This window comes from Streptomyces sp. NPDC006326, from assembly GCF_040612915.1.
In the GTDB taxonomy this organism is placed as follows: Bacteria; Actinomycetota; Actinomycetes; order Streptomycetales; family Streptomycetaceae; genus Streptomyces.
Genome location: NZ_JBEXRC010000026.1, coordinates 13115 through 37281 on the forward strand (window position 1 = coordinate 13115; position 24167 = coordinate 37281).

The 24167-nt window shown below is 68.4% G+C and carries 20 protein-coding genes; 11 read left to right on the forward strand and 9 right to left on the reverse strand.

The genetic code is table 11. The features are described from left to right. Window positions 1–169: 169 nt before the first annotated feature. Window positions 170–973 (forward strand): helix-turn-helix domain-containing protein, encoded by an 804-nt coding sequence (locus ABZ128_RS20690; protein ID WP_356850118.1) that lies wholly within the window; start codon window positions 170–172, stop codon window positions 971–973. A gap of 67 nt (window positions 974–1040) precedes the next feature. Continuing rightward, window positions 1041–2489, forward strand: a complete 1449-nt coding sequence (locus tag ABZ128_RS20695) for a hypothetical protein (protein ID WP_356850120.1) — start codon at window positions 1041–1043, stop codon at window positions 2487–2489. Here ABZ128_RS20695 and ABZ128_RS20700 read toward each other — a convergent pair. Then, window positions 2486–5473 carry a bifunctional [glutamine synthetase] adenylyltransferase/[glutamine synthetase]-adenylyl-L-tyrosine phosphorylase gene (locus ABZ128_RS20700; protein WP_356850121.1) on the reverse strand — a complete coding sequence of 996 codons (2988 nt, stop codon included), beginning with the start codon at window positions 5471–5473 and terminating at the stop codon, window positions 2486–2488. The two genes, ABZ128_RS20695 and ABZ128_RS20700, sit on opposite strands and share 4 nt — an antisense overlap. 243 nt (window positions 5474–5716) lie before the next feature. Here ABZ128_RS20700 and ABZ128_RS20705 point away from each other — a divergent pair, with 243 nt between their 5' ends. The 3 genes from ABZ128_RS20705 (at window position 5717) to ABZ128_RS20715 (ending at window position 11659) form a co-directional block, all read left to right on the forward strand. Continuing rightward, window positions 5717–8578 (forward strand): PIG-L family deacetylase, encoded by a 2862-nt coding sequence (locus ABZ128_RS20705; RefSeq protein ID WP_356850123.1) that lies wholly within the window; start codon window positions 5717–5719, stop codon window positions 8576–8578. A 236-nt stretch (window positions 8579–8814) separates the two neighbouring features. Then, entirely contained in the window at window positions 8815–10896 is a 2082-nt protein-coding gene (locus ABZ128_RS20710) for a PIG-L family deacetylase (RefSeq protein ID WP_356850125.1), read from the forward strand. A gap of 73 nt (window positions 10897–10969) precedes the next feature. Then, window positions 10970–11659 carry a response regulator gene (locus ABZ128_RS20715; RefSeq protein WP_356850126.1) on the forward strand — a complete coding sequence of 230 codons (690 nt, stop codon included), beginning with the start codon at window positions 10970–10972 and terminating at the stop codon, window positions 11657–11659. Window positions 11660–11661: 2 nt separating this feature from the next. Here the strand turns inward: ABZ128_RS20715 and ABZ128_RS20720 are convergent, their stop codons facing one another. The 4 genes from ABZ128_RS20720 to ABZ128_RS20735 form a co-directional block, all read right to left on the reverse strand. Next, a complete protein-coding gene (locus ABZ128_RS20720) occupies window positions 11662–12120 on the reverse strand; it encodes a hypothetical protein (RefSeq protein ID WP_356850127.1) in 459 nt (152 codons plus the stop codon). Between the two features lie 131 nt (window positions 12121–12251). Beyond that, a complete protein-coding gene (locus tag ABZ128_RS20725; protein ID WP_356850129.1) occupies window positions 12252–13217 on the reverse strand; it encodes a hypothetical protein in 966 nt (321 codons plus the stop codon). Next, a complete protein-coding gene (locus tag ABZ128_RS20730; RefSeq protein WP_356850131.1) occupies window positions 13214–15043 on the reverse strand; it encodes an alpha/beta hydrolase in 1830 nt (609 codons plus the stop codon). The genes ABZ128_RS20725 and ABZ128_RS20730 overlap by 4 nt, the downstream gene beginning before the upstream one ends. A 7-nt stretch (window positions 15044–15050) precedes the next feature. Next, window positions 15051–15470, reverse strand: coding sequence for a hypothetical protein (locus tag ABZ128_RS20735; RefSeq protein WP_356850133.1), 420 nt, complete (start codon window positions 15468–15470; stop codon window positions 15051–15053). 231 nt (window positions 15471–15701) lie between these two features. Here ABZ128_RS20735 and ABZ128_RS20740 point away from each other — a divergent pair, with 231 nt between their 5' ends. Then, window positions 15702–16031 carry a hypothetical protein gene (locus ABZ128_RS20740; RefSeq protein WP_356850134.1) on the forward strand — a complete coding sequence of 110 codons (330 nt, stop codon included), beginning with the start codon at window positions 15702–15704 and terminating at the stop codon, window positions 16029–16031. A 63-nt stretch (window positions 16032–16094) separates the two neighbouring features. Further along, on the forward strand, window positions 16095–16520 hold the full coding sequence (gene coaD, locus ABZ128_RS20745; RefSeq protein WP_356850135.1) for a pantetheine-phosphate adenylyltransferase: 426 nt from the start codon (window positions 16095–16097) through the stop codon (window positions 16518–16520). Window positions 16521–16977: 457 nt separating this feature from the next. On the opposite strand, the gene ABZ128_RS20750 is transcribed toward coaD, so the two are convergent. Further along, window positions 16978–17523, reverse strand: coding sequence for a hypothetical protein (locus ABZ128_RS20750; protein WP_356850137.1), 546 nt, complete (start codon window positions 17521–17523; stop codon window positions 16978–16980). Window positions 17524–17679: 156 nt separating this feature from the next. Between ABZ128_RS20750 and ABZ128_RS20755 the strand changes: the two genes are divergently transcribed. After that, window positions 17680–18930 (forward strand): DUF262 domain-containing protein, encoded by a 1251-nt coding sequence (locus ABZ128_RS20755; RefSeq protein WP_356850138.1) that lies wholly within the window; start codon window positions 17680–17682, stop codon window positions 18928–18930. Between the two features lie 13 nt (window positions 18931–18943). Continuing rightward, the gene (locus tag ABZ128_RS20760; protein WP_356850139.1) at window positions 18944–19627 is read left to right on the forward strand and encodes a hypothetical protein; all 684 of its coding nucleotides are present in this window, start codon (window positions 18944–18946) and stop codon (window positions 19625–19627) included. Between the two features lie 346 nt (window positions 19628–19973). Here the strand turns inward: ABZ128_RS20760 and ABZ128_RS20765 are convergent, their stop codons facing one another. Then, window positions 19974–21566 carry a hypothetical protein gene (locus ABZ128_RS20765; RefSeq protein WP_356850140.1) on the reverse strand — a complete coding sequence of 531 codons (1593 nt, stop codon included), beginning with the start codon at window positions 21564–21566 and terminating at the stop codon, window positions 19974–19976. Window positions 21567–21694: 128 nt separating this feature from the next. On the opposite strand from ABZ128_RS20765, the gene ABZ128_RS20770 reads away from it, so the two are divergent. Both ABZ128_RS20770 and ABZ128_RS20775 read left to right on the forward strand, forming a co-directional pair. Further along, the gene (locus ABZ128_RS20770; RefSeq protein ID WP_356850141.1) at window positions 21695–22147 is read left to right on the forward strand and encodes a GntR family transcriptional regulator; all 453 of its coding nucleotides are present in this window, start codon (window positions 21695–21697) and stop codon (window positions 22145–22147) included. 27 nt (window positions 22148–22174) lie between these two features. Further along, the gene (locus tag ABZ128_RS20775) at window positions 22175–22738 is read left to right on the forward strand and encodes an HD domain-containing protein (RefSeq protein ID WP_356850143.1); all 564 of its coding nucleotides are present in this window, start codon (window positions 22175–22177) and stop codon (window positions 22736–22738) included. Here ABZ128_RS20775 and ABZ128_RS20780 read toward each other — a convergent pair. Together ABZ128_RS20780 and ABZ128_RS20785 are read right to left on the reverse strand one after the other, a co-directional pair. Further along, the gene (locus ABZ128_RS20780; protein ID WP_356850241.1) at window positions 22731–23204 is read right to left on the reverse strand and encodes an NUDIX domain-containing protein; all 474 of its coding nucleotides are present in this window, start codon (window positions 23202–23204) and stop codon (window positions 22731–22733) included. The two genes, ABZ128_RS20775 and ABZ128_RS20780, sit on opposite strands and share 8 nt — an antisense overlap. A gap of 2 nt (window positions 23205–23206) precedes the next feature. Next, complete coding sequence (locus ABZ128_RS20785; RefSeq protein WP_356850144.1) at window positions 23207–23947, reverse strand: XRE family transcriptional regulator; 741 nt, start codon at window positions 23945–23947, stop codon at window positions 23207–23209. Window positions 23948–24167: the final 220 nt, after the last annotated feature.

The window sequence follows — 24167 nt, forward strand, 5'->3', positions numbered from 1 at the left end:
CGCCGGGCACTCTGTATCTCGACAACCCCATAAACGCGAACGGCCCCCGTGCGGGATTGCAGTCCCGCCCGAGGGCCTCGCCGCTGAGGAAGACAGGACCCTTCCCGTGGCTGAACAGCAGCTTAGCGCGCCCTCACGCGCTCCGTACCGCATTCAGAGGCCCGGTGTCATGCACGAGAAAGACCGGCAGCCCGAGCGCTACGTCAAGATCGGCAACCACCTCGCCCAGCACAGCGAGTTGAGCCTGACGGCGATCGGCCTGTCCACGCACATCCAGTCCCTGCCCACCGGCGCGGATGTGTCGATCAAGGCCCTGGCGCAGCGGTTCACCGAAGGCGAGACCCGCATCGCTTCGGCCCTGCGGGAACTGGAAGCCCACGGCTACCTCTCCCGTACCCGGGAGCGGCTCCCTTCGGGACAGATCGTCACCCGTACGGTGTCTTACAACAACCCGCCCGCCAGGCGGTTGAAGGCGGCGGAGCGCCCTGTCCCGCCCCCCGCGACGGCACCCGCACCGGCCCGGACGCAGGCTCCGGACCCCGATCCGGAGCCTGAACCGGAACGCGAACCGGAACCCGCCCCGCCTGCCTCCGAAGCCGAGCTCCAGGCGCGGGAGCTGCTGGCCCGGCTGCGGCTGCGCGATCCCCGGCTGGTGCTGTCCGAGCGCGACACCGTGAAGCTGGCGCCCGCCGCGGCCGTCTGGCTGGAGCGCGGGCTGACGCCGAGCGCCGTCATCGACGCCCTGACCCGCTCGCTGCCGGTGGTGCCCATCCACTCCCCGTCGGGGCTGCTCGCCCACCGCCTGCGGGAGCTGCTCCCGCCCCGGCTGCCGGATCCCGGCGCGGCGCACCCCGTACCTCCGGACCGCACGGTCCACCCCCTCCGGACCTGCGACGGCTGCGACCGCGCCTTCCGCTCCCCCACCCCGGGCCGCTGCCGCGACTGCCCGCCCCCGGACGTGCGGGCGGCGTAGCCCGGCCACGGGGGCGATTGGAGTATCCCCGTGTGCACTCCCCGCGCGGGGCCGCGAGCCTGGGTGCATGAGCAGGCGCAGGGTGGTGGTGCAGGCGCCCGACGAGCGCGGTCTGCGTCAGGTCACCATCGACGGCGCACCGGCGGGCAGCGCCTGGTCGCAGCGTGATCTGCGCAGGCAGCTGCGCCGCGCGGGACTGCCGGCGGACATGGACCTGGAGGACCGGGCCGCCGTGTCCTGGCGCGGGGCGGACAGCGCCTCGTGGCCCGACCGCGCGGGGCGCCGACGCGCCACGATTACGCTTCTGGTCGCGGGTCTGCTCGTCTCCGCGCTCCTCCTCGCCGACATCGGCACGGTGGACGCGCTGGGAGCACTGACCTTCTCGGGACGTCTGACCGGTGTTCTGTTCGTGCTCTCGGGGGCGGCGCAGGTGGTCGCGGCGGCCCTGGTGTTCGACTTCTGGGGGAAGCGGACGCTGCGGTTCTCGGGCGTGATGGTGGTGCTGGGGGTACTCATCTCGGTCGCGACGGAGGGCCTGCTGCTGGCGGTGTGGTTCCAGGAGCGCGAGTGGACGCCGTACCTGCCGGTGTTCCTCGCCCTCTCCCTCTGGTCCCTGTGGGCGGTCTGGGCGATCTGGCGGGAGCGGGCCTGGAAAGGGATCACCCACCCCAGGAGTTTCACCGCAGCCGTGGCGGTCACCGCTCTGCTGACCTTGGCCAACTTCTCCTACTCAGCCTTGTACCAGCCCCATGCCGCACTCTTCCATTTCAAGATGGAGGCGAAATTCGGGAAACCGATTCCAGATCCGGAACTCCCCCTCGTCTACCTTCCGGTGAAGCTCCATGTGACGAACGACGGGGTCGTTCCGGGATACGTCCTCAACAGTGCCTACTGGGTGGAGGGACGGGAATCCGCCTTCGACGGGAAGAAGGCCGAGCCGGACCCGAAGGAATGGCGGATGGACGCGGAAGCCGGTGTCGACACGGAGCTTCACGTGCAGCCCATCGCGTACCGGACGATCAACAGCGGCCCGGTCCTTCCCGTGGACGCCTGGATCGCGCCGGGAACCGACTTCACCAAGGAGTTGGTGGTCCAGATCCCCACGGACGCGAAATACGATCTCATCACGGCCAAGTGGACGGCCATCTTCCTGAGGGAGGACCGCGGAAGGATCGACAAGCGTCTGCAATCTCCGGTCTTCTCATGGAAGGAGAAGACCGACAGGTTCTTCGACTGTTCGCCCGCCCCCTGCCCCGATTACGTAATTCATCACGCGAAGGTGTGGCACAACAACAACATCATCAATGTCACGCGCAGGCCCCGCTACGTCAGTTCGACCCGTTGGCTCAGCAAGCAGGGCAGCGCAGTCGACTCTCGGATTTCCCCACTCGATTCCAGAGGCCGCGTGTCCGCCGACGCCGAGTCCGCCGAGCGGTACGGCGTCGACCAGTACGTCTCCGGGCTCACGGCGATCCCCTTCGTCTCGCTGCTGGACCTGAAAACGCCGAGCTCCTAGGCGCCGTAGAAGAGGTCGTCGACCACCGCGCGGGCCCGGCGGGTGGTGCGGCGGTAGTCGTCCAGCATTTCACCGACCGTGCCCTCCGCGTAGCCCAGGTAGCGGCCGACGGCGGACAGTTCGCGGGCTTCCGAGGGGAAGGTGTCGCCGGCGCGGCCGCGGACCAGCATGACGGCGTTGCGGACGCGGGTGGCGAGTACCCACGCCTCGTCCAGGATCTGCGCCTCCTCCGCCGGGATCAGCCCGGCGGCCTGGGCGGCGGCGAGGGCCTCGCGGGTACGGGTGGTGCGCAGGGAGGGCTGCGACCAGGCGTGGCGCATCTGGATCAGCTGGACGGTCCACTCGACGTCGCTGAGGCCGCCGCGGCCGAGTTTGGTGTGCAGGGTGGGATCGGCGCCGCGGGGCAGGCGTTCCGACTCCATGCGGGCCTTGAGCCGGCGGATCTCGCGGACCGCGTCGTCGCCGAGGCCTTCGTCCGGGTAGCGCAGCGGGTCGATCAGGTCGATGAAGCGCCGGCCGAGGTCGATGTCGCCGGCGACCGGTTCGGCGCGCAGCAGGGCCTGGCTCTCCCAGGTCAGCGCCCAGCGCCGGTAGTACGCGGCGTAGGAGGACAGGGTGCGGACGAGGGGGCCGGAGCGGCCTTCGGGGCGCAGGTCGGCGTCGATGAGCAGCGGCGGGTCCGCGGTGGGGAGTTGCAGCAGGCGGCGCATCTCGGCGATGACGGTCTGGGCGGCCTTGGCGGCTTCCTGTTCGTCGACGCCCTCGCGGGGTTCGTGGACGAACAGGACGTCGGCGTCGGATCCGTAGCCGAGTTCATGGCCGCCGAAGCGGCCGACGCCGATGATGGCGAAGCGGGTGGGCAGGGTCTCGCCCCAGTGGTCGCGTACGGCGGCACGCAGCGCTCCGGCGATCGTGGCGGCGGTGAGGTCGGAGACGGCGTCGCCGACGCGGTCGACGAGGGCGCCGGGGTCCTCCTCGGCCGGGCTGTCCTCCGTACCGTAGGAGCCGATGATGTCGGCCGCGGCGGTACGGAACAGCTCGCGGCGGCGGACTCCGCGGGCGGCGGCGACGGCCGCTTCGGCGCTGCCGGCGCGCCCGACGGCGGCGAGCACCTCCTGCTCCAGGGCCTCCAGGGTGCGCGGCTGGAGCCCTTCGGGGTCGCCGAGCAGGGCGACGGCCTCGGGGGCGCGCATCAGCAGGTCGGGGGCGAGGCGGCCGGCGGACAGAACGCGGGCCAGGTTCTCGGCGGCGGCGCCCTCGTCCCGCAGCAGCCGCAGGTACCAGGGGGTCTTGCCGAGGGCGTCGGAGACCTTGCGGAAGTTCAGCAGGCCGGCGTCGGGGTCGGCGGAGTCGGCGAACCAGCCGAGCAGGACCGGCAGCAGGGTGCGCTGGATGGCGGCCTTGCGGGTGACTCCGGAGGCGAGGGCCTCCAGGTGGCGCAGGGCGGAGGCGGGGTCCGCGTAGCCGAGGGCTTCCAGGCGCTGTCCGGCGGCGCGCGGCGAGAGCCGGGTCTCGCCGGGGGCGAGCTGGGCGACGGCGTCGAGCAGCGGCCGGTAGAAGAGCTTCTCGTGGAGGCGGCGCACGACGGAGGCGTGCCGGCGCCAGGCCTTGGTGAGCTCGGCGACGGGTTCGGTGCGCAGGCCGAGGGAGCGGCCGAGGCGGCGCAGGTCGGCCTCGTCCTCGGGGACGAGGTGGGTACGGCGCAGCCGGTAGAGCTGGATGCGGTGCTCCATGGCGCGCAGGAAGCGGTACGCGTCGCCGAGCTGGGCGGCGTCCGCGCGGCCCACGTAGCCGCCGGCGGCGAGGGCCTGGAGGGCGTCGAGGGTGGTGCCGGAGTGCAGGCCGGCGTCGCTGCGGCCGTGGACGAGCTGGAGCAGCTGGACGGCGAACTCGACGTCGCGCAGGCCGCCGGGGCCGAGTTTGAGTTCGCGGTCGACCTGGGAGGCGGGGATGTTGTCGACGACGCGGCGGCGCATCTTCTGGACGTCGGCGACGAAGTTCTCGCGCTCGGCGGCCTGCCAGACGAGCGGCGTTATGGCGTCGATGTACTGGGCGCCGAGGTCGGGGTCGCCGGCCACCGCGCGGGCCTTGAGGAGGGCCTGGAACTCCCAGGTCTTCGCCCAGCGCTGGTAGTAGGCGAGGTGGGAGGAGAGGGTGCGGACCAGGGGGCCGTTGCGGCCCTCGGGGCGCAGGTTCGCGTCGACGGGCCAGATCGTCCCTTCGACGGTGGTCTCCGAGCAGATCCGCATGAGGTGGGAGGCGAGGCGGGTGGCGGCCTGGATCGCCTTGGCCTCGTCGGCGCCGTTGACGGCCTCCCCGACGAAGATCACGTCCACGTCGGAGACGTAGTTCAGCTCGTTGCCTCCGCACTTGCCCATCGCGATGACGGCGAGGCGGCACTGCGCGGCGTCCTGGGGGGCCGCGGCGCGGGCGATGCGCAGGGCCGCGCGGAGGGTGGCGGTGGCGAGGTCGGCGAGTTCGGCGGCGGTCTCGGCGAGGTCGATGGTGCCGCAGACGTCGCGGGCGGCGATGGAGAGCAGGCAGCGCCGGTAGGCCACGCGCAGGGCGATGGGGTCGTGGGCCTGGGCCAGTCCGAGCTCGAACTCGGCGAGGCCGGGGTGCAGGTCGGCGGCCTCGTAGGTGACGAGCGCGTGCCAGTCGCGGGGGTGGCGGGCGAGGTGGTCGGCGAGGGCCTCGGAGGCGCCGAGGACGCCGAGGAGGCGGTCGCGGAGCGGTTTGGCGCTGACGAGGGTGTCGAGGAGGACGGGTCGCTCCTCCTCGCTCTGCGCCTCGGCGAGCCGGACGAGGCCGAGCAGGGCCAGGTCGGGGTCGGCGGTGGCCGCGAGGGCGTCGAGCAGCACGGGATCGGTGCGTACGGAGGCGAGCGCGGCGGAGTCCAGCAGCCGGGCGGCGGCCGAGGGGTCGGTGAAGCCGCTGCGCAGCAGCCGGATGAAGGTGCTGCTCCTGCGTCCCGGGACTGTCATCCCGCCGCCTCCCGCGTACGTCGCCGCCACTGGCCTGGCCTGCCTGAACTGAGCCTAGCCGGAGCAGGCGTTCGACTCACCGGGGCGTGGGTCCACGTATCATGAGGCGGATTATCTGCTTATCCGACTACTTACCCTGACTGCTCGTTCGACTGTTCGTCCGCTCGCTCCCCCTGTTCACCACGGAAGGCTTTCGCGGCCTCCGGCGGGGTCGTCCCCGCTCGACCGGCCACGAGGACCCAGATGCCCGACGGATCCCAGCCCTGGCTGTCCGGCCCCGCCTGGGACCCCTCCGCGCCGGCGCCCGCGCCGCAGCCGCCCGTCCCGCCGGGCGGGCACCCCTGGGATCCCGCCCCGGCCGGCCACCCGGCCCCGCCGCAGGGCGCGTACGGGGGCGGTGCGGCCGGCGGCCCGGTCGGGAACGGCCCCGCCCGGGGCGGCCCGACGCCGCCGCCCGAACACGCCTGGGCCCCGGGCCCGGAGGGCCCCCAGGGCATCCCGTCGTACGCCGACGCCCGGGGCGGGCCGGCCGCGCCGCCTCCGCACGGCTGGGCGCCCGAGCAGGCCGCAGGCCACTTCGCCCCGCCGCACGCCCCGTACGGCGGCCCGACCCCGCCCCAACACCCCTGGCCCCACGGCCCGGAGGGCCCCCAGGGCATCCCGCCCCAGGCCGGCGCGGCCGACGGCCCCGTCCCGCCGCAGGGCGGCCACCGGGGCGGCGCGGCCGTGCCCCCGCCCGAGCACCACACCGTCCCGGCCCCGCGCCGGGCCGGGCACGGCGTCCCCGGAGCCGGGGCTGCGGGCGGGGCGCAGCCGTACGGGCCGGGTCCCGCCGCGCACACCGGCTCCGCCGCGGCGCCCGCCCGGCGCGGCGACGGCGGGCGCGGCTCCCGGCGCCGGGGCGCAGCCGCGTCCGCCGGCGCCCGCCGGTCCTCCCGCACCGGCGCCGCCGAGCCCGGGCGGCCCCGTACCGGCCGCGGCAGCGGCGAGGCCGCGGCCCGGTCGCGCCGGTCGGAGGACGGGCGGCAGCGGCGGTGGGGACGGGTCGTCAAGGCCGTCGGGTTCTGCGCCGCCGTCACCGCCGCCGTCATGTTCCTGCTCCGCGGAAGCGAGGCCATGGCGGCGCTCGCCGCCCGGCCCGCCCCCACCCCCCGGGCCACCGTGGCCCCCGTCGAGGCCCCCGACCCCGGCAGGGTGCTGCAGATCGTCGCCCACCCCGACGACGACCTGTACTTCATGAACCCGGACCTGCGCTATTCCCTGCTCACCGGCCACCCGGTCACCACGGTGTACCTGACCTCCGGCGAAGCCGACGGCATCAACGCCGTCGAGGCCAAGCAGACCACCACCCCGGCCAACAAGCCCGCCTACGCCGAGGCCCGCCAGAACGGGATACGCGCCGCCTACGCCCGGATGGCCACCGGCGACCGCGGCAGCGCATGGAAGCGCACCGTCGTCCCCACCCGGGGCGGCGGTCAGGCCGAGGTCGACGTCCTCGTCGCCAAGCCGCAGGTCAACCTGGTCTGGCTGCAGCTGCGCGAGGCCGGCAGCGTCTACGACTACGTCCCCGACAGCCTGCACGGCCTGTGGGACGAGAAGGTCCCCCGACTGGAGTCGGTGCTCGCCTCCGGCAGTCCGGTCAAACAGCGCTTCTCGTACGGCAAGGAGCAGCTCGTCCGGACCCTCGTCGGCCTCCTTGAGCAGTACCGGCCGACCACCGTCCGCTCCCAGGACCCCACGCCCGGCCGGTTCCCCGACACCAGGCGGTACACCGACCACCAGGACCACTTCTACGGCGCCCGCTTCGTCCAGGCGGCCCTCGCCGCCTACGCCAAGGACGTCAAGGACCGCCCGCACTTCGCGGTGCAGAACTACCTCGGCTACGTCAACGGCTCGCTGCCCAGCACCCTCGACCCGGCCGAGGCCAAGGAGAAGCTGGACATCCTGGGCGTCTACGCCTGGCTCGACAAGCAGAACCACTGCGGCAGCACCGCCGGCTGCGGCGACCTGAAGGTGGCGGACCACCCCGAGGGCAACCACTGGACCTCGACCGTCAACTACGCCCGCGGCACCGGCACTTCCTGGCTGACCTCCGACCGGGCGTACGGGCTGTGGGCCTTCAAGGTGCTCGACGGCCAGGTCGCCGTCTGGCACCGGGCCGGCCTCCTCGGCAGCTGGAGCGGACCGCGCCTGCTCCCCGGCACCGGCATGGACCCCGGCATCTCCACCGTCACCCTGCCCGGCGGCCGGATCGCCGCCTTCGGCACCCGCACCTCCTTCGGTGCCCGGCCCGCCGAGTACCGGCGCGAGGTCGTGTACGCCGTCCAGAAGGCCCCGGGCTCCGAGGAGTTCGGCGAGTGGCAGTCCCTGGGCACGCCCGAGGCCGCCGACGAGAACTGGACCTCCGACATCAGCGGCCCCGCCGTGTCCGTCGACGGCGGCGGGCAGCTCGCGGTGTACGTGCGCGACGGCGCGTCCAGCCTGCGCGGCCGGGTGCAGCAGGCGAACGGCGGCTGGGGCCCGTGGGAGCAGTACGGCGGCACCGACCTGCACGGCACCCCGGTCACCGCCACGGACGGCGCCGGGCGGCGCATGGTGTTCGCGAGCACGACCAAGACGGTGACCGGGTGGGCGCAGCCCAAGCCGGGCGCCCCCCTCGGCCGGGCCACCGCCACCGGGCTGCCGGACACCACGCTCCCGCTGACGGCCGAGGGCCGCGAGGGCGGGGTGCGGCTGTGGTTCCGCAAGCCGGGCTCGGGCAACGTCCGTACCGCGCTGGTCACCGCCGACGGCGGGCTGAAGGTGAACCACCTCACCGACCTCGGCGGGCTCCAGGGCTTCGGCTCGGTGACGGCGAGCGGGCACGTCCTGGCGGGCCGTACGGCGGGCGGGCAGCTCGGCTCGGACCTCGGCCCGGGCCGGCCGTGGGCGCGGTCGGAGCTGATGTTCGTCGGGGCGCCGTCCTCCACGATGACCGGGAAGGCCATGGTCAGTCTGGCCGTGCTGGGGCTCGACGCACGGCTGTACGTGAGCTCTTCGGCGGACGAGGCGGACGCCCACCTGGCCCCCTGGCAGCCGGTGGGCCCCCGCAACACGGGTCCCTGACTCGGCGGGCCGCGGCGAACGCGACCCGTCCGGAGAGGAGTCGGCCCGGGCGGATGTCGCCTCCGTCCACATGCCGGGCACGAACCCGCACCGAACCGCCGCACGGCACAATCACATCCGGTCGTTTTCGGAAAGCAGCAGTCATCGAGGAAATCGGTGAACCAAGTCCCCCGATTTGGCCTCTCACTGACTGCTCAGCGGTTTTTCCCGCCCGGAACGACCCCAAGGCGTGACCGATGCCGATTGCCCGTCGCCGCTTCCTCCTCGCGGCCCTGCTTCCCGTGCTCACCGTCGGTGCCACCGGCGTGCTCGCCGTCGCCACCGGCGAGCAGACGTCCGCCGAGGCCACCCAGGAGAAGAACCCGGCCGCCGCGCTCCCGGCGAGCGTCACCGCCGGATCGGTCGTCCAGGTCGTCGCGCACCCCGACGACGACCTGTTCTTCATGAACCCCGACCTCAGCCGCTCCCTCACCGCCGGCACCCGGCTCACCACCGTCTACCTGACCTCCGGCGAGGCCGACGGCCGCAACGAGGCCCACGGAGCCGACGCCCGCGACCCGGAACAGCCCGCCGACCGCGCCCACTACGCGGAGGCCCGGCAGAACGGCATCCGGTCCGCCTACGCCCAGATGGCCACCGGCGACCGCACCAGCCCGTGGCGGCGTACGGTCATACCCACCGCGGGCGGCGGTGCGGCCGAGCTGGACGTCCTCATCGCCCGGCCGCAGGTGAGCCTGGTCTGGGTGCAGCTGCGCGAGGCCCGCAATCCCACGGCGGACAATCCGGACAGCCTGCGGGGCCTGTGGAACGGCCGGATACCCGCGCTGGGCGCCCAGCTGAGCTCCGGCACCCCGGTCCGGCAGGACTACGCGTACACCAAGGACCAGGTGATACGGACGATAGCCGGGCTCCTGGACCGCTTCCGGCCGACGACGATACGCATGCAGGACCCGACGCCGGGCCGCTACCCGGAGACCGGCAAGTACACCGACCACCAGGACCACATGTACGGCGCCCGCTTCGTGCAGGCCGCCCTCGCCTCGTACGCCGCGCAGGTCACCGGCCGTCCGCGGTTCTCGGTGCAGAACTACCTCGGCTACCACAACGGCAGCCTCCCGCACGCGCTGGACCCGCAGACCGCCGAGACGAAGACCGGCTACCTCAGGACCTACGCCTGGCAGGACCACCAGAACTACTGCGGCAGCCCCTCCGGCTGCGGCGACCGCAAGGTGGCGGGCAGCCCCACCGGCCGCAACTGGGCCCAGTCCCTGCGCTACGCCCGCGCCGACACCACCTCCTGGCTGGTGGAGGGCACCCCCGGCCGGCTCTACGCCTTCGCGGCCCTCGACGGCCAGATGGCCGTCTGGACCCGCCAGGGCCGCACCGGCGGCTGGACCGGCCCGGCCCTGCTGCCCGGCACCGGCATCGACCCGGGCGCGAGCACCGCCCGCCTCCCCGACGGGCGCGTCGCGGTCCTCGCGACCCGTACGGCCTTCGCCGCCGCGCCGGCCGACTACCGGCGCGAGATCGTGTACGCCGTGCAAGCCGCGCCGAACGGGCCGTTCGGGCCGTGGCAGTCGCTCGGCACCCCCGAGACGGCGGACGAGGAGGGCACCTCCTCGATCAGCGCGCCCTCGGCGGCCCTGGACCCGCAGGGCCGCCTGGCCGTCTACGTCCGGGACTCCCGCCGCACCCTGCGCGTGCGCGAGCAGCAGCCGGACGGCGGGTTCACCCCCTGGCAGCGCCTGGGCGGCGACGACCTGCAGGCCGACCCGGTCACGGCGGCCGACGCCGCGGGCCGCCGCCACGTCTACGCCACCACCAGCAAGACGGTCCTGGCCTGGACGGCGCCCGCCCCGGGCGCCCCCCTCCAGGGCCCCTTCCACACCGGGCTGCCCGCGACCACCGTCCCGCTGACGGCGGTCCCGGAGGGCTCGGGCGTCCGGCTCTACTTCCGCCGGCCCGATTCGGGGGTGGTGCGCAGCGTCCTGGTCACGGCGGGCTCGGGCAAGCCGCAGCTCTCCAGCATCTCGGAGGCCGGCGGCCGGGCGGGCTACGGCGCGGTGAGCGTCGCGGGCCGCCTGCTGTCGGGCCGCGCGGACACCGGCACCATCGCCGCGACGGGCCTCGGCGGGCCGCCGGCGTGGACGGAGTCCCGGATGCTCTACGTGGGCGCCCCGTCAAGCGTCCTGGAACCGGCGGGCGCCACGACGACGACGGTCCTCGGCCTGGACGCCGAACTGCACGTCACCACCACTCCCCCGGCCACCCCGGACCCCCACCACACCACCTGGCACCGCGCGGTGCCCACCCCCTGACCCACACGGAGGCGGCCCCGCGCCGACCAGCGCGCCGGGGCCGCGGCAGGGCCGGCGCAGTGGCACCATCGCCGTGTTCCGACCCGAGGACGCCGGGGGTGCCGTGAAGGACGCCGCAGACCTGATCAACGCGCTCACCGCACTGGCGTGGCCGCTCATCGTCGGCGTGGTGGTGTGGCGCCTGTTCCCGATCATCAAGAAGATCGTCCGGACCCGGGGGTTCACCGTCAAGGTCGCGGGCGCGGAGCTGTCGGTGCAGGCGCTCTCGGAGCAGCTGGTGCGGACGACGTCCCAGATCCAGAGCAAACTGGCCTCGATCAGCACCACCGGCCCGGCCGGCGCAGCCGGGTGGGAGGAGCTCCCCGCCCGGACCCTGCGCCGGGTCCTCTGGGTGGACGACCACCCCGCGGACAACGCCTACGTGACCGCGCAGTTGCAGGCCCTGGGCGTGGAGGTGGTGCAGGCCACCTCCACCCGCGAGGCGGTCGCGGCCGTCGCGGCCGCCGTACCGCCGTTCGACGCGGTCCTCTCCGACCTGGACCGCACCCAGGACGACGGCCCCCACCCGGACACCGGCCTGGAGCTCGCCCGGGAGCTCCGCGCCCGCGGGGAGGACGTACCGCTGTTCGTGTACACCTCCCCGGCGGCGGCTGCCAGGAGGCCCGAGATCCTCGCCGCCGGCGTCACCGGCCTCGCCACGACGTCGACGGCCCTGTTCGAACTGCTGCGCGGGATCGGCTCCTTCCCCCGCACGAACGACTAGGCCTACGGGGTCTGCGGCGCGGCGGGGTGGACCGGGGTGACCTTGCCCGGCGGGAGGAAGCAGGGCGATGTCACCTTGAGGGTGGCGAGGCCCTCGCCCTTGGCGCGGTCAAGGACCCCGGTGATGCCTTCCATCCAGAAGTCATCGGGCTCCGTGCGCATGCTGACCCAGGGGTAGGGGCCGGACATGTCCTCCTCATCCGACGAGTTGTACGTGTGGCCCTGCTTCAGCCAGGCATCCCGCGCCTGTAGGACGACGTTCTTGGCCTCGGCCCCCGGAACACCGGTGAGCTTGTAAAAGAGGGTGACCTGCAGTCGGTCGTCAGGGCCGTGGTCGTCTCGGGCGATGCAGGGGCCGATGGTCTCGGGGCCCGTATGTTCCAGAGTCGGCTTGGGTGACATGCCGTCCACCGCCTGGTGGATGATCTCCTCCGCCCGGTCGATCGCCTGCTGCTCGTTCATCGTGACCTGCCGAGCTGCCTTTCCGTCATGCTCCTGCGCCCCGCACGCGGTCATCATGAACGTCAGGGCCGGCAGTACAGCAGCCGCGAACGCCTTCCGCAGGTTCGCGGCCTTTCCCATCGGGAATCGGCTCATACGTCTGCCGACGACGGGCCGTCGACGGGCGTCGTCACCGCGACGCGGACCGCGCCGGTGGTCGAGGCCGCGATTTGTACGACCGTGCGCTCTTCGGGGTGGCCGGCGACGACGGCCGGGGTGCCCTCAAGCGTCGGCATGTGGCGGACCTTCCAGCCCGCGCTCTGGAAGTACGCCTCCACGCGTGCCAGGGCCCGTACCCTCTCCTCCTCCGACAGCGGCTCCGTCGACCAGGTGTGATGGACCGAGGTCCCGGACTCGTCCCGGACCGTGCTGAGGCCTTCCCCGGGCTGCGTGGGCGCCGACCCGACGCGCAGGGCGTCGTAGATCCGGCTGGAGTGGGCGAGGGCGCGTCGCGCGGCGGGGTCGTCGGCCTGCGGGGTCTCGAACGCGGCGGGGTCGGCCGCGGTCGACGCCGACGCCTTGCCCGGCGGGAGGAAGCAGGGCGATTTCACGCCGATAGAGGCGAGGCCCTCGCCCTTGGCTCGATCCACGACGCCGGTCATGGCGTCCATCCAGAAGTCGTCGGGCTCTGTACGCATGTAGATCGCCGGGAAGGGGCCGGACCAGTCGACCTCGCCCGACGTGTTGTATTTGTAGCCCTGCTTCAGCCAGGCGTCCCGTGCCTGCCGCACGAGGTTCTTGGCCTCGGACCCGGGAACACCTGTCAGTTTGTATGCGACAGTGACCTGTACGCGGTCGTCAGGACCGTGATCGTCCCTGGCGATGCAGGGGCCGACGGGCAAGGGGCCCATGCGCTCCAGTGTCGGCTTGGGGGACATGCCCTCCACGGCCTGCTGGATGATTTCCTCTGCCCGGTCGATCGCCTGCTGCTCGTTCATCGTGACCTTCTTCGATGGTTTTCCGCTGGTGTTCTGTCCGCCCTCCTGCGCGCCGCACGCAGTCATCGTGGTCGTCATGGCCAGCAGCGCGGCAGTCGCGATTATTCTTGGCAGGTTCACGGTCGTCCTCCGGTAACAATCTTCGCCAGGCTGCCGAGGGGCTTCTCGTCCCAGTACTGGGAGTGCGCGGGCATGATCTCCCAGTCCGTGCCCGGAAGCTTGCCGTCGGGGACCTTGAAGACCTGGCCACCGAAGTCGTCGGAGGTCGGGTCGGTTCCGTGCACGATCGTGTGGTCGTCGAAGAGATCCCAGTAGGCCTTCGGGCTGAGTGGGTCCCGGGCCGGCGGCGGGGCGGCGTTGATGAGGTCGTTCTCAGCCGTGGCCGCGAAGACGTGGTCCGGCGGAATGTTCAGGTCCTTAGCGTGATCCACGCCCACGCCCGGACTGCCCACCATGATCGCGTTCTCGACCGGCAGGTCAACGTGCATGCTCATCGTCTCGCCGACGACCAAGGACCCGTAGCTGTGTCCCAGGAGCGTCTGCTTGACGCCGCCTTCGCGGTGATTGGCTTCCTCGATCCCCTGGATGAAGTTGCCGAACGGCTCCTTCGCCTGGTCGGCCCATTTGGTCTCCGTCGCATCGGTCATGATGCCCTGCGGGGCGTCGTAACCAAGCCACACGATCGATGCCGTCTTGCGGCTGGGATCCTCGCGCTCCGCCTTCCACTGGAGTGCATCGGCCCTGCCGATGTCCCCATCAATGGACTCCAGCTTCGCGAACGTCCCGGGCACGTACGTCACCACGTTGTCGGCCGTGTCCGGATTTCCGATGGAGACGATGGCGCGCCCCATGTCCTTGCCGTCGAATCCGAGCAGATAGGGGCGGTTGCTCTCGCTCGTGAAGCTGTCGAAACGTTTCTGTATGGCATCCATGCCCTTGTAGCCGTTTTCGATCTGCTTCCTCTTCTCGTCCCACTCCTTCCACTCCTCGGTCGGGACCATCGCGCCCTTCACCTCGCGACCCGTGATGGGGCTGATGTACGGCTTGTAGTGCTCCGGTTCCTTCTTGAGCCAGGCGTCGTACTCCACCTGCTTGGCTCCGCGTTGTTCCGCGAGCACGATGCGGTTCGCGTCGTCGCGTACGTCGGAGGGGAGACCGTCGAGCGCTCCGATGCTCGCGGGGTGCATGGACACGTAGGCGTCGCGCTGCTCCTGGGAGAGGCCGTTCCACCAGTTGGCGTTGTCCTGGGGCCAGTCGTTCTTGGGCGGCGGCTTGATCGTGTGGAGGTAGGCGTCGGCCGCGTCACGCACGCCGTCCGTGTCCGACGTGACGTCCGTCCAGTCCCGGGCTGACACGGTCAGGTCGTCGTCGGCCTTGAGGGCCCGGATCTTCGGCGCCCACTTCGCGTCCGCGTCCGTGGCCTCCTTGAGCGCGTCGGCGATCCGGTCCGCGTACCCCATGGCTTTGCCGTAGTTCGGGTTCGGGTGGATGTTCGCCGCCTGGCGCTCCAGTGCGTCGGAGGTCGGGTTGCCTCCGGCGCTCCCCGTCACCGTTCCGCCTTCGGTGACCTTCTCGGCGCCCGGCTTCTGACCCGCCGGATACGCGACCGAGCCGTCGTCGTTCACCCTGCAGCCGTCCGCCTGGGCGTCGTCGATCGCGGCGATCAGCTTCCGCTTGGCGGCCGCCATGTCGTAGGCGAACCCGTTGAGGGCCGTGCTGATCACGCCGCATTCGGTCAGGGTGTAGTGGAAGTTCTTCGCCAGGGCCTGGAGCTGCTTCTGTGACGCCTCCGCGGCCTCACCCTGCAACGACTTGCGCATGCCGGTGGCGACGGTGTTCTCGACGTGGTCCTTGGCCGCCTGGGCCGCGTGACCCATGGCGCTGTACCCGTCGGCGGCGTCCTCGAACTCGGAGGGCTTGAAGGCCTTGAGGGTGGCGTAGTCCATCCCGCCGTCACCGGCCCTTCGCCTGGCCGCCGACGGCGTCCGTGTCCGCGTACTTGGCGTTCAGCTTGTTCATCTCGGCGTTGACCGCCTCATCGGTGGTCAACACGTCGCGGCCCACCTTCTCCAGGATGCCCTGGAGCGAGCCGCAGCGTTCGCTGACGCTTTCGGCGTACTTCTTCCAGGAGTCGTACACCTCCTTCTGCGCGGCAGCGCTCAGGCAACCGGTGGTGTCGCCGATCCCTGTCTGGCCGTCCTCCAGTTTGGTCAGCGCGGTGCCGATGGTCTGGCGAAGGGAGCCCACGCCCTGGCCGGCGGTGTTCCACGCCTTCTGACTGGACTTCAGGCCCCCTGTGACGGCGCTCGGCCCGGCGCTGGGCTCAACCGGGACATGGTTGAGCCGCATCGCCACGGACTGGTCACCGCTCACATCGGCTTTGATCTTTTCTCACTCGTCCCACGCCATGCACAGCCCCCGTTTGCCCTGCCGATCACTCCGGCCCAGGACACTACAGCGCACCTGCACCACACAACCCGCGTGGTACGGGGGCCTCCTGAGTACCCGTACTCAGGAGGCATGAGTACCTGCCCCGCCGGCCGAAGGGGGAGGTGGCTCCGCTCAGGAGGACTTGTCGGTGAGCTATGTCGGTAGCGTCCGACCGTGACTTTGACTGACCTGAGGGACGGCTTTCGCGATGATGACCAGCGGCAGTGCGTCCAAGCAGTCGTTCACAGTCGCCTCGCGGATGACCGGGAGCCGCAGGAGTGTCGCTACCTGATGCGCTTCTGGTGGCAGCTGCGCATGCCGTACCAGGAGGTTTCGCTTGAGGAACTGCTCCTGAACGTCGGCAGGCAGAAGCTGGACGCCGTCATGGAACTGATCAGCGCCATCCGGTCCTCCCACGACGAGATCGATGCGTGGCTTGCGGCTGCGGAGAAGAAGTTCCCGGTGATTCAGGATCGCGGCTTCAGCTTGGACAGTGACGGCTGAGGAACGAGCGTCGCCAAGCGGCACTTCACCACCGGGAGCGGCCGCTTGCTACTCTGCCCGATCATGCGAGCCCTCTTCCCAGGATCCTTCGACCCGGTCACTCAAGGGCACCAGGACGTACTCCGGCGCGCCGCCCTCCTGTTCGACGAGGTCGTCGTATGCGTGATGTTCAATGCGAAGAAGACCGGCCGCTTGCCCGTCGCTGAACGGCTGGACCGGCTCCGCGAGGTAGCAACCGACTTGCACAACGTCACGGTCGACTCCCACACGGGCGGCCTGCTGGTCGACTACTGCCGCCGAGTCGGAATCGACGTCGTCATCCGCGGAGTCCGCGACGTTCCCGACCTGGAGTACGAACTGCCGATGGCCCGCATGAACTACGAGCTGGCCGGAATCGAAACGCTCTTCCTCGCTGCAGACCCCGCCCTGGCCCACATCTCCTCCACCTTCGTCACCGCGATGAGCCAACCGGACCGGGTCCGCGAATGAGGAGACCGCCCAAGGACCGCAAGACGGCGGAGCCGACGGTCCACAACCCTCGCCCCCATGCGATCTTTCCAGCTGACCAGATCTGACCTGCGGCTACAACACCGGCAGGTTCTTGCGGAGTTCGCGGCGGTGACCTCCGAGCGATATCCCTCCCACTCCTGCTTCTTGTTGCGCAGGAAGTCGTGCACCACTCGACCCACCAGCCAAACCCGGCTCCACGTGCTTGCCAACCAGCACCGGGAAGGCCGTCATTGGTCATCGCCGGCCACCCCGGGCCACCCTCCGACGGCCCACAGACGGCCCAGGCCTGGCCCAATCACGCCTTACGGCGGCTTCAACACACGGATCCGGAGGCACCGTGCGCCTCACGCGTCTCAGCAGGTCAGCGCCCTACAAACAGCACGCAACCTTTCGGCCGTCCACGAATAGGCCGCGGACCGGCGATCTGAGGTAGGGCTTACGTGATCAGATTCGCTTCGGTGCTGCCGTAGGCCTTGCCTCCGGGCCAGATCACGACGCATCCCTGGCTCTGGGCGAGGTCGAGTAGGTCCTTGCGGGGCTTGGAGGGCAGGAGGATGGCGCGGGCGGCGTGGTCGACGAACCTGCCGTAGTCCGCGAGCTGGCCGATGGCCATGCGGACACTCTCGCGGGTGACGCTGCCCTTGGCCTCCACGAGGAGACCGAGCTGCGTGGAGTAGAGGTCGGTGAACAGCGGGCGACTCTCCCCAGGCGGGAGCATCCTGTGCCGGCAAGACTCGTGACCCTTACCCGTGAGGTAGTCGGCGAAGCCTTTGACCAGCCCGGCCTCCGGGCGCTCAGCTTCGTAGGACTCGCCGTTGAGGTTGACGAACGACTTCTCTGTCTCGTTCCGTTCGAGCGGGAGCGCGTCCACTATGTTCGGACTGTCTCTGAGGAGGCGTCCCAGCTTGGTGGAGGGGTTCTTCGGATCGGCGTCAACCGGCTTAAGACGGAAGATGATGACCCTACGCAGCGGGCCGCCCAAGGGTCCCATCCCTCAACCAGGGGCAGATGCGGAGGACGAAGCCCCCGCTACACGCGGAATGACGGCAGAACCTCCTTGTAACGCCCTAGAGTTAGCCAGTAGCTGGCGGATACAGCGCCTGCGCCCCTGCCACGGGCGCCAACGAGAGTGGGAGATATGAGCGACGCAGGAGATTCCGATAGCCGAATTTACTTTGCGATGGATTCAGAGGATGAATTTCGCGAAGACTACGAAGCGCCCGGAAATTTGACGTTTAGTCAAGTCCAAGGAACGGTTATTTATACCTTGGACTGGACTGTTGGGACCGTGATCGAGCAGATCGATAGCGATCCGGATGATCCAGATTCCAGCGGCTCGCTTCTAACATCTCCGCCTTTCCAGCGCCGCACGGCGTGGAATGATGAGAAGCAGAGCCTTTTCATTGAATCTCTGATGCTGGGCCTCCCGGTCCCCCCTCTGGTGCTGGCCGAGAGCAACGTAAATCCTAATCAGTTCTATGTCCTTGATGGTAAGCAACGCCTCACGGCACTGCGAGAGTTCCTCAAGAATCCAGAAGATCCGCTCCGTTTGAAGGGGCTGGAACTTCTGGGCGGCAAGCTAAAGGGGATGACGTACGAACAGATTCGCACCCAACAGGAGACGAGGGGATTCGCGCGTTCCCTGCTGGCTCAGCCCATCCGAACAATTGTTGTGCGAAATTGGCGGACACCAGCCCTCCTGCATCTCATCTTTTCTCGTTTGAATCGGCAGAGCGTCCCCCTCGCCTCGCATGAACTGCGTCAAGCACTCTATCCAGGCCGTCTGACGAACTTTGTAAACCATCGGAGCGGCAAGAGTCAGGAGCTACTTCGCGCAAGGCGGCTCCCTGGCGAGGACCCGCGGCTTCGGGATGCGGAGACCCTTCTCCGATTCATCGCCTTTAAGACGAATGTCGATAAGTATCGTGGAGACTTGAGGGACTTCCTGGATCGAGTCCTAAAGGGCGGGAATGACCACTTCGGGGACATCGAAGAGGACCTGAACAGCCTGGTGGTGTCGATGGAGGCAGCCATCAACGTGACGTTTGAGATCTTCGGCGATGTGGCATTTCTTCGATACGATGGTGGTCGCAGAAAATACATGCCCCGCTTCAACGTGGGCGTCTTCGAGGTCATGACCTGGTATTTCACTGATCCGATCGTCCGGCAGAAGGCTTTGGAAAACAGTCCGGCTGTGGTTGAAGCTTTCCAGCGGTTGAACCTCCAGAATTCAAAGTTCGCGGGATTTCTAACTTCGACCACCAAGACGCGAGATGCATCCATCGGGCGCCTAGATATTTGGGGAGTCGCTCTCGGAGAAGCCATCGGGATGGAATTGCGACGCGAAGAATATGCGCACAGCTTCCTGCCCATCGCTCCGCGAGCCTAGCGAGGTCTAGAAAGTGTTTCTCGGTGAATCAATTGAATCGATTCATGGGATTTCGCGGCGCGGCCTTAAGCTCAAGTGGCGACTTCAGGACCTGGCTGCCAATCTGCACATTACGCCCGCCCTTGTGCCGAACAGCCAGGCAGACATCGATCACCTTCACTCATTTAGAGTGCTGGCGCACTCCGAGGTGCAGGCCTATCTAGAAGATGTGACGGAGCAGATCCTCACGGTGACGGAGGATCGGGCAGTCTACAGCGGGATGCTGACTCACGCTGGCCATCATCTGCTCGTTAGTTCATCGCTGACGCCGCTAGCCAGTAAGGGGCAGGCCGTGAACGCCAGATTCCCGCTCTACGACGCAAGGCTGGCATGTGCTGCCGTTGCGGCGGATTCAGCGCAGCTTGTGGCCGCGATAAAAAGGCACCGTAAGAACATCAAGGACAACGGTGGCGTAAAGGCAGGTAACGTTCGGATGCTGCTGCATCCACTGGGCTATCGAGAGTCGTTCTTCGCGATCGGTTTGCTAGACCTCCTTGATGATTTCGGCCGTGAGCGTGGGAACGTTGCTCACGGAGCTGGCGCTGCCGTTGTAAATATTCCAACTGGATCAACGGAGTTGAGCCGCATCACCAAAATCATCCCTGGCCTGATTCGCATCGACCAGTACGTTCCGCGATTGCTCATGCCGGCATCCTGAGTCGACCTCCCAGTGGAGCCATCGGTCGGCGAAGCGGCTTTGGTAGGCGTCCTAACCAGGTTGGGGCCGAGCATGATCAGGGGGCAAATACGCCGGTTGGCAACTCGGCCAGCCGTTGGGTCTGACCGCATTGCGATCGAATGGCTCCCTGGTCTTGCTCGACGCGGTACCCGAATCGGGGAGGTGGATAAGCCGTGGAGCCGACCGCCCAAGCCGCAGCAGGGTTTCCCCACCCATCAACTCTGAGCCGTAGGCGTGTGGTCGGCGGCTGGGGTGGAGCGGGGCGGAGATAGGACCCAGCTTCCCACCTCCATCAGAGGCTGCATGACCGAACCCGACCACGACCTCAGAGCCGGAATGCGTTTCGCAGCTGGTGCTCGATGGAACGACGGAACTCCTTGTCCTCCTCCGTGCGCATCTTCCGCTGCTTGATCAATCCACCAATGTCTTCGGAGATACTTTGAAGGACCTCACACAATTCACTCGGACTAAGCTCCGGCGTCACGACATAAGTACCGATTCTACGCTGAGTGCACGAGCGCACGAGCGGATGTCCCATAACGCCCGATGTGACATTTGATGAGAAATTGAACGCTTCAGGGATGACTGAAAAAGTGAGCCGGCTCCGAAGTCGCCCGTTGATCTTTGCCGGGCCCGAGAATTCCACCTCATTGACCCATTCAGGAAACCTGTCCCTTATTTCTCCGTATGCGTAAGAGTAGGCTTCTACTTCAGATTGCCCATCCAGTCGCTCACGCTGCTCTTTGGCTCGCACTAGTTGGACCTCACGGTCCGCCTCAATCAAAGCCGCCAATACGCGCCCGGCAAGATCTTCCGGGATTTCGACACCCCGAGGAAAAGTGAATGTAAGGCAACCGGATTCCTTGACCCTCACCCCCTGAGGACTATCCGCCAAGTCGCCCAAGACTTTCCACAAAGCGCGCTGCCACAAGGAGAAGTCGTCTGTTGGCGGAACATCCGTGAGGTCGATCTCCAATCGAACTTGACGTGATCCGACCAGGGCTCGCACTGCATCCACGCGCGCGGGTCCGTTCGCGGATCGAACTCGACGCTTCTGAGCCTCTCTCACGGCCATCCGGTTGGGAATGAATGCCTCTCGAAATGCCTCCCACCGGATAATCCATCCGAAGACGAACCCGAGCGCTCGTTGAGCCTCATCCAAGGTCGCAATTTCGATCGCACCATGATATGAAACGATGTCCCTGAACCACACATACTCGCCCGGATCCCCCGAGAAAGCAGTGGCGACAGAGGCTTCGCTAATTTCGGTAATCTCACGATAGAGGAAGTCGAAACTCTTTGGATCGGAAATCTCATGACCCATCGGCTTCCGATGGAAGCTGTCTCGCCCACGATACTGATCCGCCCAGTGATTGTAGGCCAATTCAAAAGCCTTGAAACTACTGCGGAGACTCTGTGACGGGGATTCTTCGGAGATTTCCCTCTCCGCTCGCTCCAATAGCTCCCGCACGGCGGGGTCTTTGACTGCCCGGGAGAGAGTCACCTCTTGGATATCAACATCCCATACTGCGTCCACCAGTGATCGGACGTACGACGAAGTCGCAGCGGCCCACACAGTAATGTTCTGCTGATCAACCTCAAGGCCCTCATGCTGCACCAGATTGCGAGTTCGGTGCAGTCGTCGCACATCCGGCCATGTCGCTGTCTTCCATCGACTTCCCAAACTTGCCTTAACTATATCCATCAACTGCTCGAAGCCTGCCTTTGATGGGACACTCAAGGTTAGATAGGTAGCCGCGAAATGAGTAACTCTCTCATTCACGGCATCAAGAAGCACGACGGCCATTGAACGGGTTATAAAGGAACCCGAGATGCTTGCTCTATCAGCCGAATCAGCAAGCGCGCGAAGCTGAACCAGGTTGGTGACTGTCTCTGGCGACAGGGCAACAGGAGGCATGCGTGCCACCGTACGGGCATAGCGTTCCCTTGTCCTAGAGTTCCTTCCGCTTCGCCACCCACCCCCGCTGCGCGGCATGCGAAGCTGGACCAAGCGGCCACAGCAAGGCATCGCCGCGTTCAAGGCCGATGAAGGAGGGACGGGTGACCAGGCCTAGCCCCCGCGGGACATACTTGACCATCTCTGAGGCTCTGCGATCACGGATCGCTGACGGCGCCTATCCAGACGGCCTCCCGTCTGAGGCTGCTATCGGGCGGGAGTTCGGTGTGGCACGCACGACTGTCCGACGCGCTCTTCACGCCCTGGAAGAGAGCGGCGACGTCGCAACAGTCGCCGGCGTTGGCCGGCAGGTCGCCGGCGCCTCTTCGACCGCACCCTACAAACGGATCATGGCGGACCTCCTCGATCGCATTCAGGCGGGCGAACTACCCGTCGGCTCTCGCCTCCCAAGCGAGGCTGAGCTCACGGCCGCGTATGGCGTCGCGCGGGGCACCGTCCGACGCGCTGTGCGCGAGCTGGAGGCTGCGGGGCATGTTCAAGCTCAGCACGGAGTTGGGCGGTTCGTGAGCCCGGCGTCCTGAAACCGCGACATCTTCGGAGGCATTCGCATGCACTTGGCCAAGTGGGCTCACGATCTTGCGGAGTCCCTGCTCGCTGACAGCCTGCCGACGCGGTGGGCTCACTCTCAGCGCGTCTACTCGCAGGCCCTGACGTTGGCACCGGCCCTGGGAGACGATGCGGAGCTGCTGGCTGCAGCGGCCATCGCGCACGACGTTGGATACGCGCGGGTTGCCGTCGAAACGGGGCAGCACATGATCGATGGGGCTCGGTATCTCCGCGACGTTGTTGGTGCCGACCCGCGGCTGTGCAGTGTCGTGGCCTTCCATACCTCCTCCCCGTGGGAGGCCGCCGAGCTGGGGCTCGACGAGGCGCTCGCCGAGTTCGGGCCCGCAGAGCCAGCCCTCGTCGATGCGATCACCTATTGCGACCTGACCAGTAGTCCCGTTGGTGCGCTTGTTGACCCAGCGGAGCGGCTGAAGGAAGTGCTGGACCGGTACGGCCCGGATCACGTCGTGTTCCGGGCTGTGTCTGCCGCTCGGCCGGAGCTTCTGGCCCGGGTCGCTCGGATCCGTGAGCGCAGCCACAAAGTCCAGCCGTCACGGATTAGCTGATCGTCGTCACCGGGGAGCCTCGGAACCCCTCCTCCAGGCGCCGGCGCGTGGTGGGCGATACGTCCAACGCATCGATCTCTGCCCGGGGGACCCATCGAACCTCCAGGGATTCCGAGCTCACCCTGATCTCTCCGCTGACCGGGCGAGCACGGAAGCAGAGGGAAAATTCCTGTCGGACCTCTCCGTCCGCGAACGCGATGACGTGGCCCGGGTCGGTGAAGATGCCGACCAAGCCGACGACTTCAGTGACGATTCCCGTCTCTTCCAGGACTTCGCGGACCACCGTGCCGGCGATGTTTTCGCCGATCTCTTGGACACCCCCCGGCATACCCCAGCGCCCGTTGTCAGACCTGCGCTCCATCAACACATCCCCCGCGTCGTTGACGACGAACGCCGTCACGGCGGGCACGATGCTGTTGGCTTTCGGCGCATCGGGATCGTTGAAGTAGTCAGTGCGGTTGCCCATGGTCACCTCTCGACGGGAACGGCTTCGGACCAGACCTTGTCGAAGCTCTGCTGATACGTGGAGACCAACTCGGCGCCGGCCACCTTACGCAAGTGGAGAACGGGCGTGAGCGGGGCACTCACCCCGTACACCTGCGTGTTCACCAGCCACTCGTCATCCGAGCGGTAGAGCGAGTTGTGTAGCGTCGACCGGTGCAGACGGAACTCGATTCCAGGCACCGAATACAGGGGGCGATAGAGCTTCATGACCTCTCGAACCTTGTAGGCCACGCCTTCGCCGATCTCTTCCTCCTCCCCTCGGCGCCGAATCTCCGGGCTTTCCGGGTCACCGAGCAGGATGCGAGCCCGTACCCCTCCGGCCGCCTTCAGCCGGAGCAACTGGGCCCATCGGGGATTCTCGGCGAGGAAGACGCCCGCGTGCACCAACACGCCGATCTCGCGCTCCGCGCGCCCAAAAAGCTGCAGCCAAAGGTCGGCCGGCACGTAGGAGCGATGCGGGTAGACCTTGAGGACTTCGGCGTCTGCGGCGTCCTGGCGTTGGCTATCGGGCAGGCCGTCAGGCCAGAGGTAGCCCTCGTCCTCCCGGAGCAGAGCCGAGATGGCAAGACGGTGGCGCCGATAAGGCGCCCGCCCCTTGGTGATCCATCGCTCGACCGTCTTCGGGTAGGCGCCGAGACGCTCAGCCAGGGCATCCGTGGTCACGCCTTGCGTCAGCATCGCGGACCTTAACCGCTCGTTCGCCATCTCTCCCCCAGGGACGTCTAGGGACGCGCTCGCCCACCAGGACGGCACTCAGGACGTCCCAAGTCGTCCAGTGACGTGGTGACTTCGTCCCGCCCCTCAGCGGCACTCTGATGACACATCGCACGGCGGATCGGCTGGAGCCCGGAGCTTGACAGCCCCAACCAGAACCGCCACTGTGAGATACACGTTCAAGCATGTATCTCATGCAGGGATGGCGGTA

Bases quoted from the DNA above. Each gene is read 5' to 3' on its own strand.
- ABZ128_RS20690 (WP_356850118.1), top strand. From the start codon at position 170: ATGCACGAGAAAGACCGGCAGCCCGAGCGCTACGTCAAGATCGGCAAC.
- ABZ128_RS20695 (WP_356850120.1), top strand. From the start codon at position 1,041: ATGAGCAGGCGCAGGGTGGTGGTGCAGGCGCCCGACGAGCGCGGTCTG.
- ABZ128_RS20700 (WP_356850121.1), bottom strand. From the start codon at position 5,473: ATGACAGTCCCGGGACGCAGGAGCAGCACCTTCATCCGGCTGCTGCGC.
- ABZ128_RS20705 (WP_356850123.1), top strand. From the start codon at position 5,717: ATGCCCGACGGATCCCAGCCCTGGCTGTCCGGCCCCGCCTGGGACCCC.
- ABZ128_RS20710 (WP_356850125.1), top strand. From the start codon at position 8,815: ATGCCGATTGCCCGTCGCCGCTTCCTCCTCGCGGCCCTGCTTCCCGTG.
- ABZ128_RS20720 (WP_356850127.1), bottom strand. From the start codon at position 12,120: ATGAACGAGCAGCAGGCGATCGACCGGGCGGAGGAGATCATCCACCAG.
- ABZ128_RS20730 (WP_356850131.1), bottom strand. From the start codon at position 15,043: ATGGACTACGCCACCCTCAAGGCCTTCAAGCCCTCCGAGTTCGAGGAC.
- coaD (WP_356850135.1), top strand. From the start codon at position 16,095: ATGCGAGCCCTCTTCCCAGGATCCTTCGACCCGGTCACTCAAGGGCAC.
- ABZ128_RS20755 (WP_356850138.1), top strand. From the start codon at position 17,680: ATGAGCGACGCAGGAGATTCCGATAGCCGAATTTACTTTGCGATGGAT.
- ABZ128_RS20765 (WP_356850140.1), bottom strand. From the start codon at position 21,566: ATGCCTCCTGTTGCCCTGTCGCCAGAGACAGTCACCAACCTGGTTCAG.
- ABZ128_RS20770 (WP_356850141.1), top strand. From the start codon at position 21,695: ATGAAGGAGGGACGGGTGACCAGGCCTAGCCCCCGCGGGACATACTTG.
- ABZ128_RS20775 (WP_356850143.1), top strand. From the start codon at position 22,175: ATGCACTTGGCCAAGTGGGCTCACGATCTTGCGGAGTCCCTGCTCGCT.
- ABZ128_RS20780 (WP_356850241.1), bottom strand. From the start codon at position 23,204: ATGGGCAACCGCACTGACTACTTCAACGATCCCGATGCGCCGAAAGCC.
- ABZ128_RS20785 (WP_356850144.1), bottom strand. From the start codon at position 23,947: ATGGCGAACGAGCGGTTAAGGTCCGCGATGCTGACGCAAGGCGTGACC.